Here is a 17,909-nt window from a genome sequence, read left to right as displayed (position 1 = left end):
ATAGGTGTGAACTTTGTTTTCTTTCAATATTTACTATTCTTTTTTGGATATGTGCTACTTTACTTCTCAAGGCAGAGTATACCAATTGCTCTACCACTGTTAATAGATACTGACCATGTAAAATTAAGCTATTTTTTTGCCTGCTTTTCTTTTTTTTACGGAGTATCGAAATTCTTTAACGGGATAATCATGGACTTCAAAGATAATCCATTATTTATGTTTGGGCTATGCAATATTGTAACTGGAATATCAACCATTGGTATAATTTTATCATACAATAACCTAACCTTATTACTGTTAACATTGATATTATTAGCTTGGGCACAAGGAGTAGGTTGGCCAGCTATTACCAAGTTTATGATTACAAACTCTAGTATCTCTTCAATTGCATCATTGTGGGGGGTTATGAGTGCATCTCAGCAACTTGGTTCTTGCCTTACTTTAATTGTGTTACCAAGTATAATCAAAATATATGGTGTAAAAAGTGCATTTTTGTATTCTGGCCTCTTATGCTTACTTTTTGGAATTTACATAACATTAAAAGCATATTACAGAGAAAGTACTACTCCTACTATCTATAAGGTGCAGAAACCTAAAATTGGCATTAAGGTGACAAGTTCCATATGGTTTCTATGTTATGCTACTTTTTGTACTTATATTATAAAAATGGGAATCTTCTTTTGGTTTCCTATAATTTTAAAAGATAGATTACAAATCTCTCTTGTACAATCCTCACTAATCACAGGTGTCTATGATTTGGGTGGAATCCTTGGAACTTTAATCACAGGAAGAATTAGTGATATGTATTTCTTTCAAAATAGAAGTTTGCTAGCATTACTTTACATGCTGGGTATAGCACTCACTTTTATTGGAATGAACTTTTGTCAAAACATAGTTCTTATGAGTCTTGGTGCAGCTTTATCAGGATTTTTTATATTTGGAGTACAAGTACTAACAGGTGTTATAGCTGTAGACATTGCTCCACAAAATAATGTATGTACAATTGTAAGCTTGACAGGATTATTTGGGTATATTGCAAGTTCAATATTTTCATGTGTAGTTTTAGGGTTACTTGTGGAATGTTTTGGTAATAACATGATGTTCTCATTCTTCTTTATTTGTTCTGTTATTATATCCATTTGCTTTTGCGTATTATCAAGCAGGAACCTAAAACAACTGCATAAAGTTGACATAGGGAATATTTCTTAACATTAAACTTCCCAGGTAAACTTAGATTTTTTGCCCAGAGAGTAAACATTGTAACCATATCTTAGCAACAGTTCACTATCTAATAAATTACGAAAGTCAAAAATATTAGGTGTAGCCATAACATCCTTTAAAATTACAAAGTCTTGACTTTTAAATTCCCTCCACTCCGTTAACAATAACAAGGCTTCTGCGCCCCTTGCAGCTTCTATAGCGTTATCCGCGTACTCTATATCCTTTAGAACTTGCCTAGCATTATTCATTCCCACTGGGTCATATGCAGTAATTTTAGCGTTGTTATTCACTAACAATTTTGCGACATCTATAGCTGGACTATTTCTTACATCATCAGTACCAGGTTTAAAAGTTAGCCCCCATATCGCTATTTTTTTATTTTGAGCTCCATTTAGAGCATATTCTACCTTTTTAGCGATGTTTGTTATATGATTATAGTTAGATTCCTTAACTGAATTTAAAATTTGTAGCTTGACATTATGATCTTCAGCAATCCTTATCAAAGCTGACAAATCTTTAGGAAAACAGGATCCTCCAAATCCTGGGCCAGCTTTTAGAAATTCCCTACCTATTCTATGGTCCATCCCCATGCCATTAGCTAAAAGGTCGATGTCTGCTTCTAACATCTCACATAAACCTGCCATTTCATTGATAAAAGCAATTTTTGTTGCTAGAAAGGCATTAGAAGCATATTTAATCATTTCAGCTGTAACTGTATCAGTGACTATTAACGGAATATTCCTATCTGTAAATGATCTATATATAGCTTCTAGTTTTACTCTAGCTCGCTTAGTTTTTACTCCTATTATTATTCTATCTGGATATAAAAAATCTGATACTGCAGAGCCTTGCTTGAGAAACTCTGGATTAACTCCCAAATCAAAGTTGTAGCCCTTATTAGATAAATAATTATATATATTTTTTGTAGTACCAGGAGGAATAGTTGATTTTATAACTATTAAGCAATCTTGATTAACTCTCTCAGAAACTTTACTTATTGAATTATATACATTTTTTAAATCTGCATTTCCTAAGGAGTCTGATGGAGTATCTACAGTTACAAACACTACTTCTGTGTTGGGATTTATTTGAGAATACGAATCGAAGAATCTTATCCTTTGTAACTTTATATTATTCTCTAAATAGTCTGCTAATCCAGGCTCATATATAGGAATTTTTCCTAATTTCAATAATTCAATCTTCTTAGTATTTATGTCAATGCAATCAACGTTATGACCCTGCTCTGATAACATTGCACAAGATACTAAACCTACATACCCTATTCCTATAATGGTTATATACATCTTGTCATTACCTTAAAAATATCCTAATGTAGCTCAACTGCTTAAACATTTAAAAAGAACATCATTAACAATTAGAGTCATAAATTTTTACTCTAGCGTTGCATACATTATTTTTCTTAATTACTTTACTTTCTGAATAAACTATAAACAAAGTCGATGGTATTAATATTAAAATACCATACAAAGCACTTTTATCAGGCAACTCATTAAACATAACATATGTTACTATTGCAGAAATTATTAGCTCTATGTATCTATATGGTGCAAGTGCAGTAGCATCTGCAAGAGTAAAAGCTTTTAATATGAAGAACAGAATTAGATTTGAATTAATTCCCAAAATCAGTAGTAATACTAATTCTAACAAGGAAGGCAAATGCCAATAAAACAGCAAAGGCACAGTGGAAAAAATAGTTGTTGTTAGAGCTGAATAAAATAACATACTTATTACTGACTCTTTTATTGCGAGTTTCTTATTAAGTATGTCTAATATAGCAAAGATTAATGTAGATACAATAAAAATAAAAATTTTAGGATTAAAGTCTTCACTATAAGCTTTGGTAGTAATAGCAATACCAACAAAGCCAATAACAGTTACTGACCATCTTTGCCAAATTATATTTTCATTTAGTAAAGGGATTGCAAGAAGTATAACAAATAATGGTATAGAAAAACTTATAATTGTTGCAGTTACTATGGGAAAAATAGCTAACCCATAGGTCCACAAGGTTATTCCAACAAATAACAATACTCCTCTAGTTATCTGAATAGATATTTGACTTGTTTTAAAAGCTTCTCTTCCATAGTAAAGCATAAAAGGTACAAGGGTAATAGTGCTAAATAAAAAGCGGAAAAAGATTACTTCAAAACTTTGGAGATGTAAACTTAGATATTTTGATATAGTATCATTAGCTACACTACTAAATAAACTAAGTATAAACCAGATAACTCCAAGTAAATAAGCTCTTAGTCTGTAATCCACAAAACTCCTAATTTAATATACAAACTTCCATGATGTGCTCATATAACTTCGCTGCAAAAAAGGTTGATAGCATACAGGCTCTCTTCTACTTACTGTTCTAACCATATTCACAAATTTTTGCTAAAAGTAGCATTAGAAGTATTATACAAGATATGTCTTTAATTGCGTAATTTTAATAGATTTAGAATAGAGATTATCTGAGCAGGGAGTTACTGACTGATTTTTTTGTAATATAAGATAAGAATGATAGACATTCAATCACAACTAAAAGTAGCATCAGCTGAGATGGATAATGTAACACCTAAAAATATTAAATGTCTGCAGCAGGAGGCAAATGCAATGATAGAGGACAACCAGGAATTAATAGATAAATTTTTGAAATGCCAAGCAAACTAAAGAAATAAAGCAAAGAAAGGTTTAAAAAACATAGTTTCGCCCAAAAAGCATACTAAGGGGCAAGAAGCTAAAATTTCAAACGATAAGCCAAAACCGCTACATGAGCAACCTCTAAAGTTGATGGAGAAGACCTCTAAAGTAAAAAAAGATAAAAAAGGAATAAAAGAAAAAATAAAAAGCTTAAAAACAAAGAAAGCAAAACCCGTAGAGAAAGAGCTGAAAAAGGGCAACGTGTTCAAAAAAGGCTTCAAAAAGCTAAAAGGGAAGCTGAAGAGCCTAAACCCCATAAAAGCTAAGAAAAACAAGATAATCGGGAGCAAGAAGTTAGCATTTTTACTAACATCTGCTACAATTGTGGCAATTTTACCAACATTCAGTTTAGCTCCTCTTCCAGCCTTAGCCATAACTTCTGCATGTGTTTTCAGTATTAACTTTATCGCAGTCAAGACACTAAAGAAATTTATTAAACAACGTAAATTAGCAGCAGAATCTAAAGAAGAGTCAACTCTACTAGCTAAGCCAGAAGAAGAAATTCAAGATGTGTCTATAAAACCAGTAAGTAAAGAAAATTCAGAGCAAATTTCTAAGGAATAGATTTCTACATTAATATACTACCTTAAATACTTTTCTATTTCTATTTAAATATTATTTATTCAATATAAAAGTAGTAGTAAAGCTAGTGGCTTCTTTGTAAAATACTAACTAAACGGGTATGCGAGTTAATAATTTAAAAACGTTTCTCGCTGCATACTCTAATACAAACACACTTTTTGTGGGGTTGCTATGACAGTAGAAAAGATTTTACAAAAGGCTGCAAAGGAAATTTATCACTTCAGACATCCTAGTATTTTTTCTTTATTAGTTAGTGCAGTTTTCAAATGGATCATAAATAGTAGATTGGGTGTTAGTTTTTTACATTTTGCTGCAGAAAAGAACTTTTATAATATCATTCGATTCCTTGTCAAACATGGTGCTAACGTTGATGCTGCAGATAGAGAAGGCAATACAGTACTACACGTTGCTTCCATATTTGGCTTTATCGAAATAGTACAAACTGTTGCAGCAAGGACTGAAAATATTAACGCCTATAATATTTACGGTAATACTCCTTTACATTTTTCAATAAAGTATAAGCAATTGTATGCTATGCAAAGGCTATTACGATATGGTGCAGACATTAATCGCCTAAATGGTCTAGGTGAGTCACCTCTTCATATAGCTGTAAAATGTGCTGATGGGGTAATGTTGGGGTTACTGATAAAGGGAGGCGCCTTTCTCGAAACTAAAAATGCAGAAGAAAGTACTCCTTTGCACCTTGCAGTTTCATTAAATAAGAAAGAGTATGTAGAGCTTTTATTGCGAAGCTGGGCAGATGTTAACGCAATTGGGAAAAGTGGTTGTACACCGCTGCATCTGGCTGTTATGAATGGCAATAAAGAAATTGTGGAATTATTGCTGAGTAAAAAAGCAAATGTTCATCTGAAATGTTTTTATAACTCTAAAGAAGGTTACACAGCACTAGAGAACGCTGTAGCGGATGAAAACGAAGAAATTACAGAATTATTTCTGCTTTACGGAATAACCTTAAAATAGCGGAGTGCAACAATGTCCTACGAGCAGATTTCTATATGTGGCATAATACTAATCATTGCTATTAAAATATTTTCCTTTTTTAGGAAACGAGCGTATAAAAGTCTTATCAGAAAGATGTCACTAAAAGAGCGTGAAGAGAAAATTGAACATAACCTTCAAGTTTATAAAGAAAATCTAAAAATAATTGGTGTTGCAAAACCGATAGGTAAATGGACAAAGATGGCTATCCTCAATAATGAATTGATGCAGCGGTTAGCACGATTGATACAGGAAGAAGGCGATGAGAAGGGATATTGGGAGCTATTTGTAAAAGCTCAGGCTTCAACTCAAGGCAAATATAAGGGAAGAGGGCGGTAGCTCCGAAAGTTTCCCATTGTTGTTGGCTTCCGGGAGTGTTAAATAAACCATACGCGTCAAGTTAAGGAAAAGTGTAAGTAAAGTTGATAGAGTGAAGGAAAATAATAAGGTATAAATTCTCTTGGATATATGAATGAGAGAACTTACAATGGACAGAATAGCTTGCTTATCAAAAGACCTCAATGAATTCTTTAATGAAAAAGCAGACGAAATATCAATTGCAGTAGGTTTTATAAAAAGAAAGAGAAAACTTAATGGCTCATCATTCATAAAAGCTATGGTTTTTGGTAACATAGGAGTTGATGATTGCAGCATAGAAACAATGTGCCAATTGCTAAATGAAGACTCGATAGAAATTACAAAACAGGGTTTAGATTTTAGGTTTAGTGAAGAAGCAGTTGAGTTCATGAAAAAAATGTATAACGAAGCTTTGTGTTTATTTAAAAAAAGTCTACAGATTGATTGCAAAATTTTACAGCAATTTGGAAGCGTTAAATTATTGGATAGCAGCTACATTAGCCTGCCCAGTAGCATGGAAGATATGTACAAAGGATATGGCAGTAGCTATAGAGATTGTGAGAATAATACCAAATCAGGAATAAAGCTACAGTTAGTCTTTGATTACCTGAATCAAGCGCTAGATAAGTTAAATTTTATGGAAGGAATAAGGTCGGATCAAGGTTATAGGGATTATCTGAACGGTTTATCAGCCAATGATTTGCTAATATTTGACTTGGGCTACTTTGTGCCTAGTTCTTTTAAACAGATTGATGAAGCAGGTGCATATTTTGTTAGTCGTTATAAGTCTGATACCAATATATATGATATAGAAACAAATCAAAAAATAGAGCTATTGGAGTATTTGGAAGGTCAATTATCTTCAGAAAAAGAAGTATTATTAGGAAAGGAAGTAAAAATTAAGGTAAGAATTATATGTCAAAAGCTAACTGAAGAACAGTCTATGGCTAGAAGAAGAAAGGCTAATAAATTAGCAAAGTCACATGGATATACATCTTCTCAAAAGAATCAAAAGTTATTAGATTGGTCAATATTTATAACTAATGTTCCAGAGAGTAAAATTAATGCTGAACAAATATTGACGGTTTATAGAGTAAGATGGCAAATCGAATTACTATTTAAACTATATAAAAGTCATATCAATCTTGATAAACTAAAAGGAAAGACAAATCCATTTAGAGTATTGTGCGAGCTATACGCAAAATTATGTGCTATTCTCGTATTTCACGGAATGATTGGCTGTGTAAAACTAAAAAAGAACACGGAGCTCAGTTTAACAAAGGCATTTATTGAATTGAAAAGGCGGGTTAGAGAGCTCTTTTTGATATTAAACAATATTGTCAATAATTTAAAAATTTTTCTAAAAAAGCTTACTATAATCTGGTCAAAGTTTTCTTTGAAAGACAGATATAGGAAGACCAGGGTATCTACTTTAAGCTCTCTACATTCCTTAACTTGACGCGTATGGTTTTTTGAACATTCCCTGTTAAGATGCCTAATCTACTTTCAGCCCCTCAGTATGTAAACTGCGTGGTAAAGACTCTAATTCCTTTGCAGCACTTAAACTTTTATTTTTTGCATGTATACCAAGCTTATTGAATTCTCGAGCAGCAGGAAACACCCTTGCTTCAAGAGAGCCAGCAGTTTTATTATAATGATCAACAGCACTTTTTAAGCTCCTGCGCAAATTATCAAAGTTTTCACCCATTGTGCAAATGCGCTCATATAAAATATGACCTAGTTCACTGATTTTCTTTGCGTTTTCAGCTATCATCTCTTGCTTCCATCCATACGCTATTGCTCTCAGCAACGCAATTAGAGTGATCGGTGTTGCAATGATCACTTTTTTTTCCACTCCAATCTCTATCAAAGCAGGCTCATATTCCAGTGCTGCGCTAAAAACCCCCTCCCCTGTTAAGAAAAGCACCACAAGTTCTGGCGTATTTTCAAATTGATTCCAATACTCTTTTTTACCCAAGTCATTTATGTGTTTTTTTATTGCCAGGGAATGGTTCTTTAATTTCTCCTTTTGTATTTGCAAATCATTTTGTGATATAGCATCCATGTAAGAATCAAGCGGCACTTTAGCATCTATTATTATTTGCTTTCCAGATGGCATTTTGATTATTAAATCAGGACGCAATAAATTATCCTCGTTTTTATCAATCACTGACGGCTGAGTAAAAAAATCGCAATACTCAATCATTCCTGCCATTTCTACCACTCTTTTGAGTTGCATTTCACCCCATTTGCCCCTAATGTGAGGTTTCCTCAGGGCATTAGCAAGGTTGGAAGTTTGGTTCATCAGCGCTCCAATTTGCTCCTTTAAACCTTCATAGGCCCCTACCCTCTCCTTTTCTAGCTCACGTATTTCATTATCGAATTTTTCTAATTTTTCTTTTATTGGAGTTACAACTTCGTTGATCGTTGCTTGTCTTTTTTTGAAATCGCTTTCCGTTTCTTTTAATTTACTATCGATTACTTCCTTTGCTAAGTTCAGAAAATTATTGTTATTTGTTTGCAAAGCATCAAGAGAGAGCGCTTTAAAAGTGTTTGTTAATCTCTCCTCTGCTTTTGTTAGTAATTCTATTTCCTTTTTCTTTTCCTCACGTTCTTTTTGCAGAGTTACTTCAAGTTCTGCTCTTTTGACCCTTAAATCAACTATTTCTTCATTCTTCGTAAGCAAAGTTTGCTTTGTTTCTTGAAGTTCTTGCTCTAATTTACATAAATTACCCTCAAGGTTTGCTTTCTTTTCGCTCAGTTTTTTTACGATAATGTAGAAAAATAGTAATAGAGAGACAACCAGAGCTATAGAATTGAAAAGCATCAGAATAAAAAAGCTGTATTTACAATTCTATATGATTTTTGTGTGTATAAGAAAGAAAAAAGGAGCACCTAAAGAGGTGACCTTACCCAGAAAAAGTAGAGAGAAAGTTAAGACGTTTTTATCATGAGAATAAATTGTGCAGGAATGCAATAGTTAATAGTAGAATGTCTACGTTATTTGTTATAAAAGATTTCTATGTATTCAAATATGGCAGTTCTGGTTTGTTGAGCGAGAAGTATCAATAAGCAGCTCCCTTTTAAGTGAACTTTTCTGCAACAGAGTTATCGTAACAACAGCCCTTATGGCTCATGCTGGAAATGATGTTTTTTGTATTCAATAGAAATTGGTAATTTTGAGAGGTATACTGTGACCCTTGATCGCTATGTAACAGCAGATTTTTATCGGGTTTGCGTTTATCAACGGCCATCAATAAAGAATCTATAACTAATTATCATGTTACTCATTAACCACCATGCGTGAATATAGGTCAATTATTGCCGCCAACAACCTTCTTTAGTTTTTATGTAGGTAATCCCAAACTTTATTTGGCTGATCAGTAGTAAAATTTTGATCCAATGTGTTCGGAGCCACAACTCGGTTGCTTATTTGCTGTTTTTTATTTTTGAACCTTCGTCTAAGCTTGGTTTTAATGCCATTTTCTTGCATAACACTTTGTACTGTTTTAATTTTTGCCTAAAGCTTTTAATTCAGCGTGAATTTTAGGGGCTCCATATCTGCATTTAGAATGCTTGATGTATTTTTTGAATATCTGCTAGAAGCCCTTCTTTTGCTAATTCTTTACTGCTTTTTTCCTTAGCAACCAATACCACCAGTACAAAACCCTACATAGTTCCTGTGTTTTATAGCAATTTCTATATAAAAGAATACTTTACTCTTTTTCTTTGCCCAGGGCTTTTTTTAAGATGTCTCTTTCTCTTATTAGCTCTTTTTTTAGATCAAATCTTTCTTTGTCATAAGGAGCCTTTGCCTGGAAATGCGTATGCTCCAGACATTTTTCCATCATATTTTCTTACTTAACATACTGCCATCTATACCTAGATCTTTTGCTATTTTTGTACTTGCTTGACCTGTTTCTTTAACCAGCTTAACAGCTTCTAATTTGAATTCTGCTGTATATTCTCTTCTATTTGTCATATTTTGAAAAAACGTTTTATTTTACTCCAAAAACGTCTTAACTTTCTCTCTACTTTTTCTGGGTAAGGTCACTTACAACTTACTTTTAATTAGTCTAACCCATGCGTGCCAATCCCTCTCACCAAGATTGCTTTCAAAAGATAGGAGATCCTTTACAGCTTTTGAGCAAATTTCTTCACTTGGAATTGATAACTCCTTATTCATTGCTAACGTTAAACATTGAGTTTTGCACGCTTGTTCTAAATGATACGTGTAAAACATTGCTTCTTGTATACTCCGACCACACGTTATAGATCCATGATTACGCATTAACATGACAAAATTTTCTTTCAGATCAGCTATTAACCTCTTTCCTTCTGTATCGCTAAGTGCTAGGGAATTATAATTATGGTAAGAGATTTTATTGTAAAAGTGCAGTGCCCATTGACTTATAGGAAGCAGCCCATCTTTGAGAGAAGAAACCGCTACAATAGAAGGTGTATGCAAGTGAAAAATTGCTTGAATATCTTTCCTTGCTTGATAAACAAAACCATGAATTATATAGCCAGTTCTATTATATTGATATTCTTTGCCTTCAACTACATCTCCATCAAATGATACTTTCATTAACGAACGTTCATCTACTTCATCAAAACGCATACCAAACGGATAAATATAAAACGACTTTTGATCTTCAGAACGCACTGAAAGGTGAGTATATGTATGATCATCGAACTTAAGGTAGGACAAAATCTGATAGGCATAGACTAGATCCCTTTTTACTCTGCTCTTTGTTAACAACACAATCCTCTGTTAGAATCTTCTGAAGGTTTATACGCGAAAAGAGACTTGTAGTAAACTAATAAGTCTATGCCACTCTGTCTTGCTTTCTGAATACCAAACACTTTTGTGTTGTAGCTTGCTTAAAAATAGTTATCGTTATTATAGAGTTTATATACAGAATTTATGTTTTTAAATTACACAATATCTTAACTACAAAAATAATTTTCTATATAATATTTCATATGTTTTAAAGCTTCATTTTTATGTTATTATAAATGTAAGTTTCAAGATTGAAAATAATATGGTAAATATTAACACAAAAAAACAGCCAGCAGGATTTTTCATATATCTCTCTGGTCTTTCGGGAAGTGGTAAACTTTCCACAGCAATAGAATTATCTAATATGATAGACGCATTAATTATAAATAGCAAGTTCTATAACAATGTTCAAGCTTGCTCTATATACGATGGTGTCTTTGAACATGATCCAATACCTAAAGAAGTTCAAGATAGAATATATGGCATTATGCAAATTATGCTTCAGGTAATAGAAAATTATCCGATTCACTCAAAAAATTACATATTTATTGATGAGTTGATGGAAAATAATGACCAGAACATGAGGACGTATGATTCAATAGTAAGGCTTAGTAAAAAAATGGGCACAGAAATCCTTCCTGTAGTACTCAGGTGCGATCTACTGACATTACAAAAGCGTATTGCATTAAAAAGGCAAAGAAAAAATAGGAGGGTGATTAATGTAAATAACGTTATAGAGAAATTGAGGACTAACGATTCATTTATACCACCGAGTGCCATAGAGATAGAAAATTCAAATATGAGTATAAAAGAAGTAGCTCAAGAGATAGTAAACCAGATGCACAAGCTTAGCCAAATTGCGTGTATGCAAAAGAATAATCTATAGCAATTTCATATACTGAGGCTCATTTAAATATAAAGCTTCAACTTCGTTTAATTTTTGCTTGTTCTTCAGTCTATAATGAACTAATAGTCCTGCATGGCTAGCATTTAAATTGCAATCCATATGTGTACTGCTTGTAGCGTGACCAGGGTCACATGCTGCAGTTGGACCAGACAGCGGCAATAAATTGAAATCAAATAACTGCGTATAAAACCCTTGAGCATTTTTGATTATAGCTCTGATATTTTTTTTGCTATTTTTACAAAGCAAAGATATTGCATAGGCTTGAACTTCCAGCGCACTAACTCCATATAACTGCTTATTTGTAGCAAGATTTATACCTTGTGCTGCTGATATACCAACTCTAATTCCAGTGAAACTTCCTGGTCCAACTACTACCGCTAAATGGTCTATTTTATCGTAGTTATAATTGTGCTTATTAAATAAAGTATTTAAAGTTTTAAAAAATGATTCTGCATGACTATTGCTGGCGGAATTGCGCTCTACAAAACAATTACCATCATAATCAACTATTGCTATTGAACTACCAATACCTACAGTATCAATCGCTAAAATAGACATTACTTAAGCTTATCATAGAGTTTTGCAAACATCATAGTAAAGGCACCATTACCCATAACATTTGCTGAAGTGATTATTGGATCAAACACTATATACAATGCTGTAATTAACGAAAGCATTTCTGGAGAGAATTTGAGATGTTTCTCAAGAATAGGTAGCATTACCATAATTCCTCCTGCCGGCACTGCCACGATAGCAAACTTAAATAACAAAAAATAGAGAAGAAAAGTTACATAATCTATTGTGAATAATGAATAACCGGAGGCAATTATCATTGATAATATTATAATAAAAAAGCAATCACCTACTAAATGAAAGCTAGCAGTTATTGGTACAACAGACGATGCTATGTCAGGTTGCTTTACATTTTTTTTGCTTCCTTCAAGAGTAAGCGGCATAGTTGCATTACTAGACATTGTGCTCATTGCAGTAATAAATGCCGGTATCATATTGCCTATACTAGCTATCCAGCTTGTAACCTTGAATGAATTTGCTGCTCCATATAAGAGGAAAACATAAAGGTAGGTTGCAGATGCTATAATAATGAAAATTATTGAGTAATCCTTAAATATTATAGATAAAACTTGATCATGCTGCATTTTTAAAGCAAGCCCAAGTACAAATATTGGAATAATCGGCGTCAAAAACGTTTTCAAAATAAAGAGAGTTAAATCTAACATTTTGTTCGAAAGCTCTTTGCTTTTCTTGGGTAGCAATGTGGACACTACTATGCTGGATACAAATCCACAAGCAAGGGCATAAAAATTAGAAAGGAGTAGCGGCAGTCTAAACGACCATAAAGGAACAATTGTTTCTTCATACGTTATATCTTGTATTGAATAAGTGTTTTGTATGATAAAATGCCCAACAGAATAAGCTATTAAACTTGAAGCCAGATTCGATAAGAAGATCATTATAATAAGTAATAATATAAACTTTATAGCTGACTGCTTAAGATTGTTAACACTGCTAAAGATTAACGCAAAAATAACAAAAGGCATTATAAATAGCAAAACCTCTTTTATACTAAGGCTCACTGAGTACAAGAAGGTTTTTATTTCCATTGGAACTAAATGACCAAAGAATGCAGCTGAAGTGATGACCGTGAGTAAGATTAGTAGTTGTAGCACGTTCTTATATACCAATGTTCTATGGACATATATATGGTAAGTTAGTTGTTAAGTAAAGCAAAACTGCCTAAACTGCACAGCAAATGGTGTAATGAAAGTAGCTGACACTGGAATGACAAAGAAGAGTGAAATTAGCACTCACTTATTATTCGTGTCGTTTTCAGTAAAAGCCTCCTCCCATGTGCCTTGAGTTGCTGCACGGCTATACTCTGTTACTCTATTTTCAAAGAAATTCGTATGTTCCACGCCATTTAGTATTTCATCAAGCCACGGAATAGGATTATCATTGACATCATATATGGACTCAAGACCTAATTGCATTAACCGTCTGTTTGCTACGTAGCGTATGTAATTGCGCACTTCTTCTGCGGATAGTCCTTCAACATCTCCTAAATCAAAGGCAAGCTTTATGAATTCGTCCTCAAGTTCAACGATGGTGCGACATGCAGAATATAATTCCTCTTTAAACTCGTTGTCCCAAATTTCATTATTCTCTTTAATAAATGTATTAAATAACATGATAATTGAATTGGTGTGCAAAGTTTCATCACGGGCTGACCAGGCGATTATCTGCCCCATTCCTTTCATTTTTCCAAAACGTTGGAAATTGAGCAAAATTGCAAATGATGCAAATAACTGCAACCCTTCAGTGAATGCACCAAACACTGCTAGAGTTTTAGCTACATGTTTTTTATCGTGTTTTTTGCTTTCCTCGAATTCCAACATATATTCATATTTCTTTCTCATAGCATCATACTTTAAAAATGCTTGATACTCACTTTCTGGCATGCCAATTGTGTCTAAAAGATAAGAATAAGCTGCAATGTGTATGGTTTCCATATTGGAAAAGCTTGCAAGCATCATGCATATTTCTGTTGGCTTAAATATATTTGAATAATGCCTCATGTAGCAGTTATTTACTTCAATGTCTGCCTGAGTAAAAAATCTAAAGATCTGGGTTAGTAGATTTTTTTCTACACTTGAAAGTTTAGTTTTCCAATCCTTCACGTCATCAGCGAGCGGAACTTCTTCAGGTATCCAATGGATTCTTTGTTGCTGCAGCCACGCATCATACGCCCAAGGGTAATTAAAAGGTTTGTATATTGGATCTGCTTCTAACAATGACATAAGACACCTATTATTTTCTAAAGTAAATATTATATTAAGTGATATTGAGAATCAGTCAATTTAACTTTTTTGAAATTTGACGGCAGATAATTTATTAGTGTATTATAGCTTCAAGTAATTTATCAACAGAAATGCGAGTATTAATATCTTTTATTTTATTATTTACAGTGAGCTGCACTCACACTATTCACAATCACGGAGCTCCTGGCATTAGTGTTGAATTGTGGAGCAAGATAAAAGTAGGTGACGATAAAGAAAAAGTGGTTCACACTTTAGGATCACCAACATTAGTATCAAAGTTCGATGACAATGTTTGGTACTATGTCTCATATAAAATTAAACAAGCCAATTTTTTAGGAAAAAGGAAGTATAGTAGTAAGTCTCTGCAAATTTCATTCGACCAGGACGGTAAAGTTGAAGATACAAAAGAAACTGACATCTTAGAGAGATCTTTGGCTGTTTCTGATTGAAAGTTTGCTCAGATCTTCCTACGTCATACCGCGGTTCATTCCATAACTGTACGAATATTGTGATTTTAGTCCACTAGGAAGGATGTTACCCAAGTAGCATGACACTTGTATCTGGAATCTATTTTGTACGCAATTCCATCATTGAATTACATTTTCGTGTGAAATGTGACGTTCACAACATTCATGCAGCTGCAATTACTTTAGCTATAGAATAAAGTCTAGTGTTACTTCACGCCAAATGTGGTGGTGCTGAATAGGCAAGCCGGTTAATGGGCTACATTTATATACTGCACGCATTGCGTTATCTGCTATCGACCTGAAAAGTGGATTATCTCGATAGGAACTACTGTCTGCTATATCGGCCATAATTATCTCACCTTGACTGGATAATAATAAGTTGATTTTTATACTAAAATTTTCTTTGTAAGCTATGCTTTCAGGAATGCTCCAGCATTTTGTAAGTTTGTCTCTTATAGAGTTAATAATTTCTGTTACAACTAATTCATCCTTTTTGCTCTCAACGCTTTTTTCGTTTCCTATTTCATTCTTTGCCTCTTTAACATCCCTTCTTAGTTTCTTCTCTACACTTTTTTTTCTTTTTGGAACAGGAATAAATTCTTTACCCTCGTTAATAATGACTTCTTCTTGCATTTCGATAATTTGCCTCGGTTGTGCTACAACAGTGTGCCCAACTGTTTCTTTTTTCCTTTGTGGTATAGAAACAACTGACGTATCATTCGTTTGGGCTTTTGTTGAAGGTAACGAAAAAAGCAGAAAACCACATGAAGATAAAAAAAGAATGTAATTAGAATAGAAAAAACGCATATGTTAAGCAGCTTGTTTTACTGGTTTAAAGCTAATATTGCATGTAAAGTCAATATATTTTAGTTGATGGACAAGTTTGAAGTAAATAAGGAATCCCTTCAAAGTTGCAGGCAAGCGAAAGATTGCCTTCTCGACAGACAAAGAATTGTATAATGGATTAAAAGGAACCGTATGACAAAAATTATAGGAAAAGAATATACAGAATTTTTAGAGCAGTTGAAAGATCGTATTGCAACAAGCCGTTATAAGGCAGCGCTTGCAGTAAATAGTAAGCTTATCTTGCTCTACCATTATATTGGAACAGAAATCTTAAAACGGCAAAGAGAACACGGCTGGGGAGCTAAGGTAATTGATCAATTAAGTAAGGATTTGAGAAGTACATTTCCAGAAATGAAAGGCTTTAGCACGAGAAATCTGAAGTATATGCGTAAGTTTGCCGAAGAATATCCTGATGTTGAATTTGTGCAGGAGCCTCTTGCACAATTAACTTGGTATCACAATATCACTCTTTTGGAAAAAATAGAAAGTCATGAAATAAGATTATTTTATGTAAAAAAAGCTATTGAACATACGTAACATTATGGTGATGCAGATAGAACTTGGACTACATAAACGTCAAGGAAAAGCAATAACTAATTTTAAAGAAAAATTACCATCTCCACAATCCGATCTAGCACATTACACATTAAAAGATCCGTATATTTTTGATTTTTTAAGTATAGGTAAGGATGCTCATGAAAGAGAAGTAGAAAAAGGACTCGTAGGGCATATGGAAAAATTTCTGTTAGAACTCGGTGAAGGATTTGCATTTGTTGGTAGACAATTTCATTTAGATGTTGGTAATAAAGACTTTTATATTGATTTATTATTCTATCATTTAAAGTTACGTTGCTTCGTAGTGATTGAACTAAAAGATAAGGATTTTAAGCCGGAATATGCTGGTAAAATGAATTTTTATCTTTCTGCAGTTGATGATTTACTGAAGCACTCGACAGATCAACCTTCTATAGGGTTAATCTTATGTAAATCTAAAGACGATGTACTTGCTAAATATACACTCCGAGACATGAACAAGCCAATAGGGCTAGCAGAATATCGAATAACTGAAAATCTACCAGAGAACATAAAAACAGCTTTACCGACGATAGAAGAATTAGAAGCTGAATTATCCAAAATTTCAGACGAGGAAAAGTAATGTTACTAAAATCATTCAAACAATTATTTAGCAAACCAAAAGCTCAGTATGAAATGCATCAGGCTCAGGAAGAAGAGTGGCAGCCAATAACTTACTCTCTCATAGCCTTGAAACTTTGGAAGCAAACAGTAACGGAGTAAGTGATTTTTATGGATTACACGCTCTAGGTGCACTATCCTATATATCATACGGTCAATACACTCTAAATGAGATGGAAAGATGAAGGCATCATTATAGCTGCTAAAAAATACGGCGATAAAAACTTAATTCTTTCTCTGTTTACAAAAAATCATGGAAAGCGCAGGGGATTAACTAAGCTAACAAACAATAGCAATTATAAGTTTCAGATAAGTAATCTATTACATGCAGAATGGAGTGCTAAGTTACCTGAAAATCTAGGTTTTTTTAAGTGCGAATTAATCGAATCTCCATTCCATCATTTCTTTCAAGATAGGTTAAAAAGCATTACTATTGTTTCTTTCTCCTCTATTTTAGAAAAAGTGCTTCCAGAAAGTGAACCCTGTGCCGTGCTGTATGACAATTTTCGATATTTCATCGATGTAATTAAACACAACAATCAGTCTTGGCAAAGCCATTATCTTAACTTAGAGCTTCTGCTTCTTACGCAATTGGGATTCAAGTTAGACTTATCCAAATGCGCTGTAACAGGTGTTAAGGAAAATTTACAATTTATTTCTCCAAAAACTGGTAGAGCAGTGTCAAAAAAAGTAGGAGATTATTATGCAGATAAACTCCTACCTTTTCCACAAATGTTGCATGATGTATACAATAATACCCTACAAAACAGCTACTCATTCCAAGAATTTCAGTTAGGACTGAAAGTCACAGGATATTTTTTAAATAAGTATCTATTTTTGCAGTTAAACGTGAAATTTCCAGAGCTGAGAAACCTCATGTTGTCGCTTTAATCTTAGCAGTCCTACGTCATACCGCGATTCATTCGCGGTATCTCTTAGCATAGATCCAGCTAACAAGTAGCGGGATGACGAACTTATCGTCATGCCACCGCGAACCGTCATACCGT

Annotated in this window: 20 protein-coding genes and 2 pseudogenes; 11 read left to right on the top strand and 11 right to left on the bottom strand. The window is 33.4% G+C overall.

The genetic code is table 11. From position 1 onward, the window contains the following. Positions 1–6 precede the first annotated feature (6 nt). Positions 7–1,209 (top strand): MFS transporter, encoded by a 1,203-nt coding sequence (locus ABWU29_RS03710; RefSeq protein WP_255498567.1) that lies wholly within the window; start codon positions 7–9, stop codon positions 1,207–1,209. Between the two features lie 2 nt (positions 1,210–1,211). On the opposite strand, the gene ABWU29_RS03705 is transcribed toward ABWU29_RS03710, so the two are convergent. Further along, positions 1,212–2,525, bottom strand: coding sequence for a UDP-glucose dehydrogenase family protein (locus tag ABWU29_RS03705; RefSeq protein ID WP_174516729.1), 1,314 nt, complete (start codon positions 2,523–2,525; stop codon positions 1,212–1,214). Between the two features lie 64 nt (positions 2,526–2,589). Further along, on the bottom strand, positions 2,590–3,504 hold the full coding sequence (locus tag ABWU29_RS03700; protein ID WP_197907416.1) for a DMT family transporter: 915 nt from the start codon (positions 3,502–3,504) through the stop codon (positions 2,590–2,592). A gap of 240 nt (positions 3,505–3,744) precedes the next feature. Between ABWU29_RS03700 and ABWU29_RS03695 the strand changes: the two are divergent. From ABWU29_RS03695 to ABWU29_RS03675, 5 genes and pseudogenes are all read left to right on the top strand, one after another. Next, a pseudogene (locus ABWU29_RS03695) lies at positions 3,745–3,900 on the top strand (patatin); the annotation flags it as partial. A gap of 120 nt (positions 3,901–4,020) precedes the next feature. Further along, on the top strand, positions 4,021–4,494 hold the full coding sequence (locus ABWU29_RS03690) for a hypothetical protein (protein ID WP_015588896.1): 474 nt from the start codon (positions 4,021–4,023) through the stop codon (positions 4,492–4,494). Between the two features lie 189 nt (positions 4,495–4,683). Further along, complete coding sequence (locus tag ABWU29_RS03685; protein WP_015588895.1) at positions 4,684–5,493, top strand: ankyrin repeat domain-containing protein; 810 nt, start codon at positions 4,684–4,686, stop codon at positions 5,491–5,493. Positions 5,494–5,505: 12 nt separating this feature from the next. After that, complete coding sequence (locus tag ABWU29_RS03680) at positions 5,506–5,850, top strand: hypothetical protein (protein ID WP_015588894.1); 345 nt, start codon at positions 5,506–5,508, stop codon at positions 5,848–5,850. 148 nt (positions 5,851–5,998) lie between these two features. Continuing rightward, complete coding sequence (locus tag ABWU29_RS03675) at positions 5,999–7,327, top strand: IS4-like element ISWosp9 family transposase (protein WP_041573564.1); 1,329 nt, start codon at positions 5,999–6,001, stop codon at positions 7,325–7,327. Between the two features lie 36 nt (positions 7,328–7,363). On the opposite strand, the gene rmuC is transcribed toward ABWU29_RS03675, so the two are convergent. From rmuC to ABWU29_RS03650, 5 genes are all read right to left on the bottom strand, one after another. Further along, positions 7,364–8,695 (bottom strand): DNA recombination protein RmuC, encoded by a 1,332-nt coding sequence (gene rmuC / locus ABWU29_RS03670; protein ID WP_007548651.1) that lies wholly within the window; start codon positions 8,693–8,695, stop codon positions 7,364–7,366. A 256-nt stretch (positions 8,696–8,951) separates the two neighbouring features. Beyond that, a complete protein-coding gene (locus ABWU29_RS03665) occupies positions 8,952–9,137 on the bottom strand; it encodes a DDE-type integrase/transposase/recombinase (RefSeq protein ID WP_338062968.1) in 186 nt (61 codons plus the stop codon). Positions 9,138–9,584: 447 nt separating this feature from the next. Continuing rightward, positions 9,585–9,719, bottom strand: a complete 135-nt coding sequence (locus ABWU29_RS03660) for a hypothetical protein (RefSeq protein ID WP_007548509.1) — start codon at positions 9,717–9,719, stop codon at positions 9,585–9,587. Next, positions 9,716–9,850, bottom strand: a complete 135-nt coding sequence (locus ABWU29_RS03655; protein ID WP_007548354.1) for an IS3 family transposase — start codon at positions 9,848–9,850, stop codon at positions 9,716–9,718. Before ABWU29_RS03655 ends, ABWU29_RS03660 begins: the two co-directional genes overlap by 4 nt. A 72-nt stretch (positions 9,851–9,922) precedes the next feature. Next, a complete protein-coding gene (locus ABWU29_RS03650; protein ID WP_041573502.1) occupies positions 9,923–10,633 on the bottom strand; it encodes a class II aldolase/adducin family protein in 711 nt (236 codons plus the stop codon). A gap of 280 nt (positions 10,634–10,913) precedes the next feature. Between ABWU29_RS03650 and ABWU29_RS03645 the strand changes: the two genes are divergently transcribed. Beyond that, positions 10,914–11,537: a hypothetical protein gene (locus ABWU29_RS03645; RefSeq protein WP_353280135.1), complete on the top strand. Its 624-nt coding sequence runs from the start codon at positions 10,914–10,916 to the stop codon at positions 11,535–11,537. Here ABWU29_RS03645 and tsaB read toward each other — a convergent pair. The 3 genes from tsaB to ABWU29_RS03630 all read right to left on the bottom strand — a co-directional run bounded on the left by tsaB (position 11,532) and on the right by ABWU29_RS03630 (position 14,374). After that, on the bottom strand, positions 11,532–12,116 hold the full coding sequence (gene tsaB, locus ABWU29_RS03640; RefSeq protein ID WP_141456879.1) for a tRNA (adenosine(37)-N6)-threonylcarbamoyltransferase complex dimerization subunit type 1 TsaB: 585 nt from the start codon (positions 12,114–12,116) through the stop codon (positions 11,532–11,534). The two genes, ABWU29_RS03645 and tsaB, sit on opposite strands and share 6 nt — an antisense overlap. Further along, positions 12,116–13,246 carry a cation:dicarboxylate symporter family transporter gene (locus tag ABWU29_RS03635; RefSeq protein ID WP_015588889.1) on the bottom strand — a complete coding sequence of 377 codons (1,131 nt, stop codon included), beginning with the start codon at positions 13,244–13,246 and terminating at the stop codon, positions 12,116–12,118. The genes tsaB and ABWU29_RS03635 overlap by 1 nt, the downstream gene beginning before the upstream one ends. Positions 13,247–13,384: 138 nt before the next feature. Continuing rightward, positions 13,385–14,374 carry a ribonucleotide-diphosphate reductase subunit beta gene (locus ABWU29_RS03630; RefSeq protein WP_006280119.1) on the bottom strand — a complete coding sequence of 330 codons (990 nt, stop codon included), beginning with the start codon at positions 14,372–14,374 and terminating at the stop codon, positions 13,385–13,387. Between the two features lie 131 nt (positions 14,375–14,505). On the opposite strand from ABWU29_RS03630, the gene ABWU29_RS03625 reads away from it, so the two are divergent. Beyond that, positions 14,506–14,844 carry an outer membrane protein assembly factor BamE gene (locus ABWU29_RS03625; RefSeq protein ID WP_006279908.1) on the top strand — a complete coding sequence of 113 codons (339 nt, stop codon included), beginning with the start codon at positions 14,506–14,508 and terminating at the stop codon, positions 14,842–14,844. Between the two features lie 204 nt (positions 14,845–15,048). Here ABWU29_RS03625 and ABWU29_RS03620 read toward each other — a convergent pair whose 3' ends face one another. Beyond that, a complete protein-coding gene (locus tag ABWU29_RS03620; protein ID WP_015588888.1) occupies positions 15,049–15,669 on the bottom strand; it encodes a hypothetical protein in 621 nt (206 codons plus the stop codon). Between the two features lie 171 nt (positions 15,670–15,840). Here ABWU29_RS03620 and ABWU29_RS06020 point away from each other — a divergent pair. From ABWU29_RS06020 to recO, 3 genes and pseudogenes are all read left to right on the top strand, one after another. Next, positions 15,841–16,864 (top strand): annotated as a pseudogene (locus ABWU29_RS06020) (PDDEXK nuclease domain-containing protein). A gap of 76 nt (positions 16,865–16,940) precedes the next feature. Then, positions 16,941–17,087 carry a hypothetical protein gene (locus tag ABWU29_RS03605; protein WP_007548499.1) on the top strand — a complete coding sequence of 49 codons (147 nt, stop codon included), beginning with the start codon at positions 16,941–16,943 and terminating at the stop codon, positions 17,085–17,087. Beyond that, positions 17,071–17,793 (top strand): DNA repair protein RecO, encoded by a 723-nt coding sequence (gene recO, locus ABWU29_RS03600; RefSeq protein ID WP_141456877.1) that lies wholly within the window; start codon positions 17,071–17,073, stop codon positions 17,791–17,793. The genes ABWU29_RS03605 and recO overlap by 17 nt, the downstream gene beginning before the upstream one ends. Positions 17,794–17,909 lie beyond the last annotated feature (116 nt).

The organism is Wolbachia endosymbiont (group A) of Phasia obesa, from assembly GCF_964028125.1.
Classification (GTDB): Bacteria; Pseudomonadota; Alphaproteobacteria; order Rickettsiales; family Anaplasmataceae; genus Wolbachia; species Wolbachia pipientis.
Note: the sequence above shows the minus strand (reverse complement) of the source record. Positions and strands in the feature narration are given on the sequence as shown.

Coding starts and splice junctions, on each gene's coding strand:
- ABWU29_RS03705 (WP_174516729.1), bottom strand. CDS start 2,525: ATGTATATAACCATTATAGGAATAGGGTATGTAGGTTTAGTATCTTGT.
- rmuC (WP_007548651.1), bottom strand. CDS start 8,695: ATGCTTTTCAATTCTATAGCTCTGGTTGTCTCTCTATTACTATTTTTC.
- ABWU29_RS03675 (WP_041573564.1), top strand. CDS start 5,999: ATGGACAGAATAGCTTGCTTATCAAAAGACCTCAATGAATTCTTTAAT.
- ABWU29_RS03630 (WP_006280119.1), bottom strand. CDS start 14,374: ATGTCATTGTTAGAAGCAGATCCAATATACAAACCTTTTAATTACCCT.
- tsaB (WP_141456879.1), bottom strand. CDS start 12,116: ATGTCTATTTTAGCGATTGATACTGTAGGTATTGGTAGTTCAATAGCA.
- ABWU29_RS03620 (WP_015588888.1), bottom strand. CDS start 15,669: ATGCGTTTTTTCTATTCTAATTACATTCTTTTTTTATCTTCATGTGGT.
- ABWU29_RS03660 (WP_007548509.1), bottom strand. CDS start 9,719: ATGATGGAAAAATGTCTGGAGCATACGCATTTCCAGGCAAAGGCTCCT.
- ABWU29_RS03625 (WP_006279908.1), top strand. CDS start 14,506: ATGCGAGTATTAATATCTTTTATTTTATTATTTACAGTGAGCTGCACT.
- ABWU29_RS03645 (WP_353280135.1), top strand. CDS start 10,914: ATGGTAAATATTAACACAAAAAAACAGCCAGCAGGATTTTTCATATAT.
- ABWU29_RS03680 (WP_015588894.1), top strand. CDS start 5,506: ATGTCCTACGAGCAGATTTCTATATGTGGCATAATACTAATCATTGCT.
- ABWU29_RS03655 (WP_007548354.1), bottom strand. CDS start 9,850: ATGACAAATAGAAGAGAATATACAGCAGAATTCAAATTAGAAGCTGTT.
- ABWU29_RS03685 (WP_015588895.1), top strand. CDS start 4,684: ATGACAGTAGAAAAGATTTTACAAAAGGCTGCAAAGGAAATTTATCAC.
- recO (WP_141456877.1), top strand. CDS start 17,071: ATGAGATGGAAAGATGAAGGCATCATTATAGCTGCTAAAAAATACGGC.
- ABWU29_RS03690 (WP_015588896.1), top strand. CDS start 4,021: ATGGAGAAGACCTCTAAAGTAAAAAAAGATAAAAAAGGAATAAAAGAA.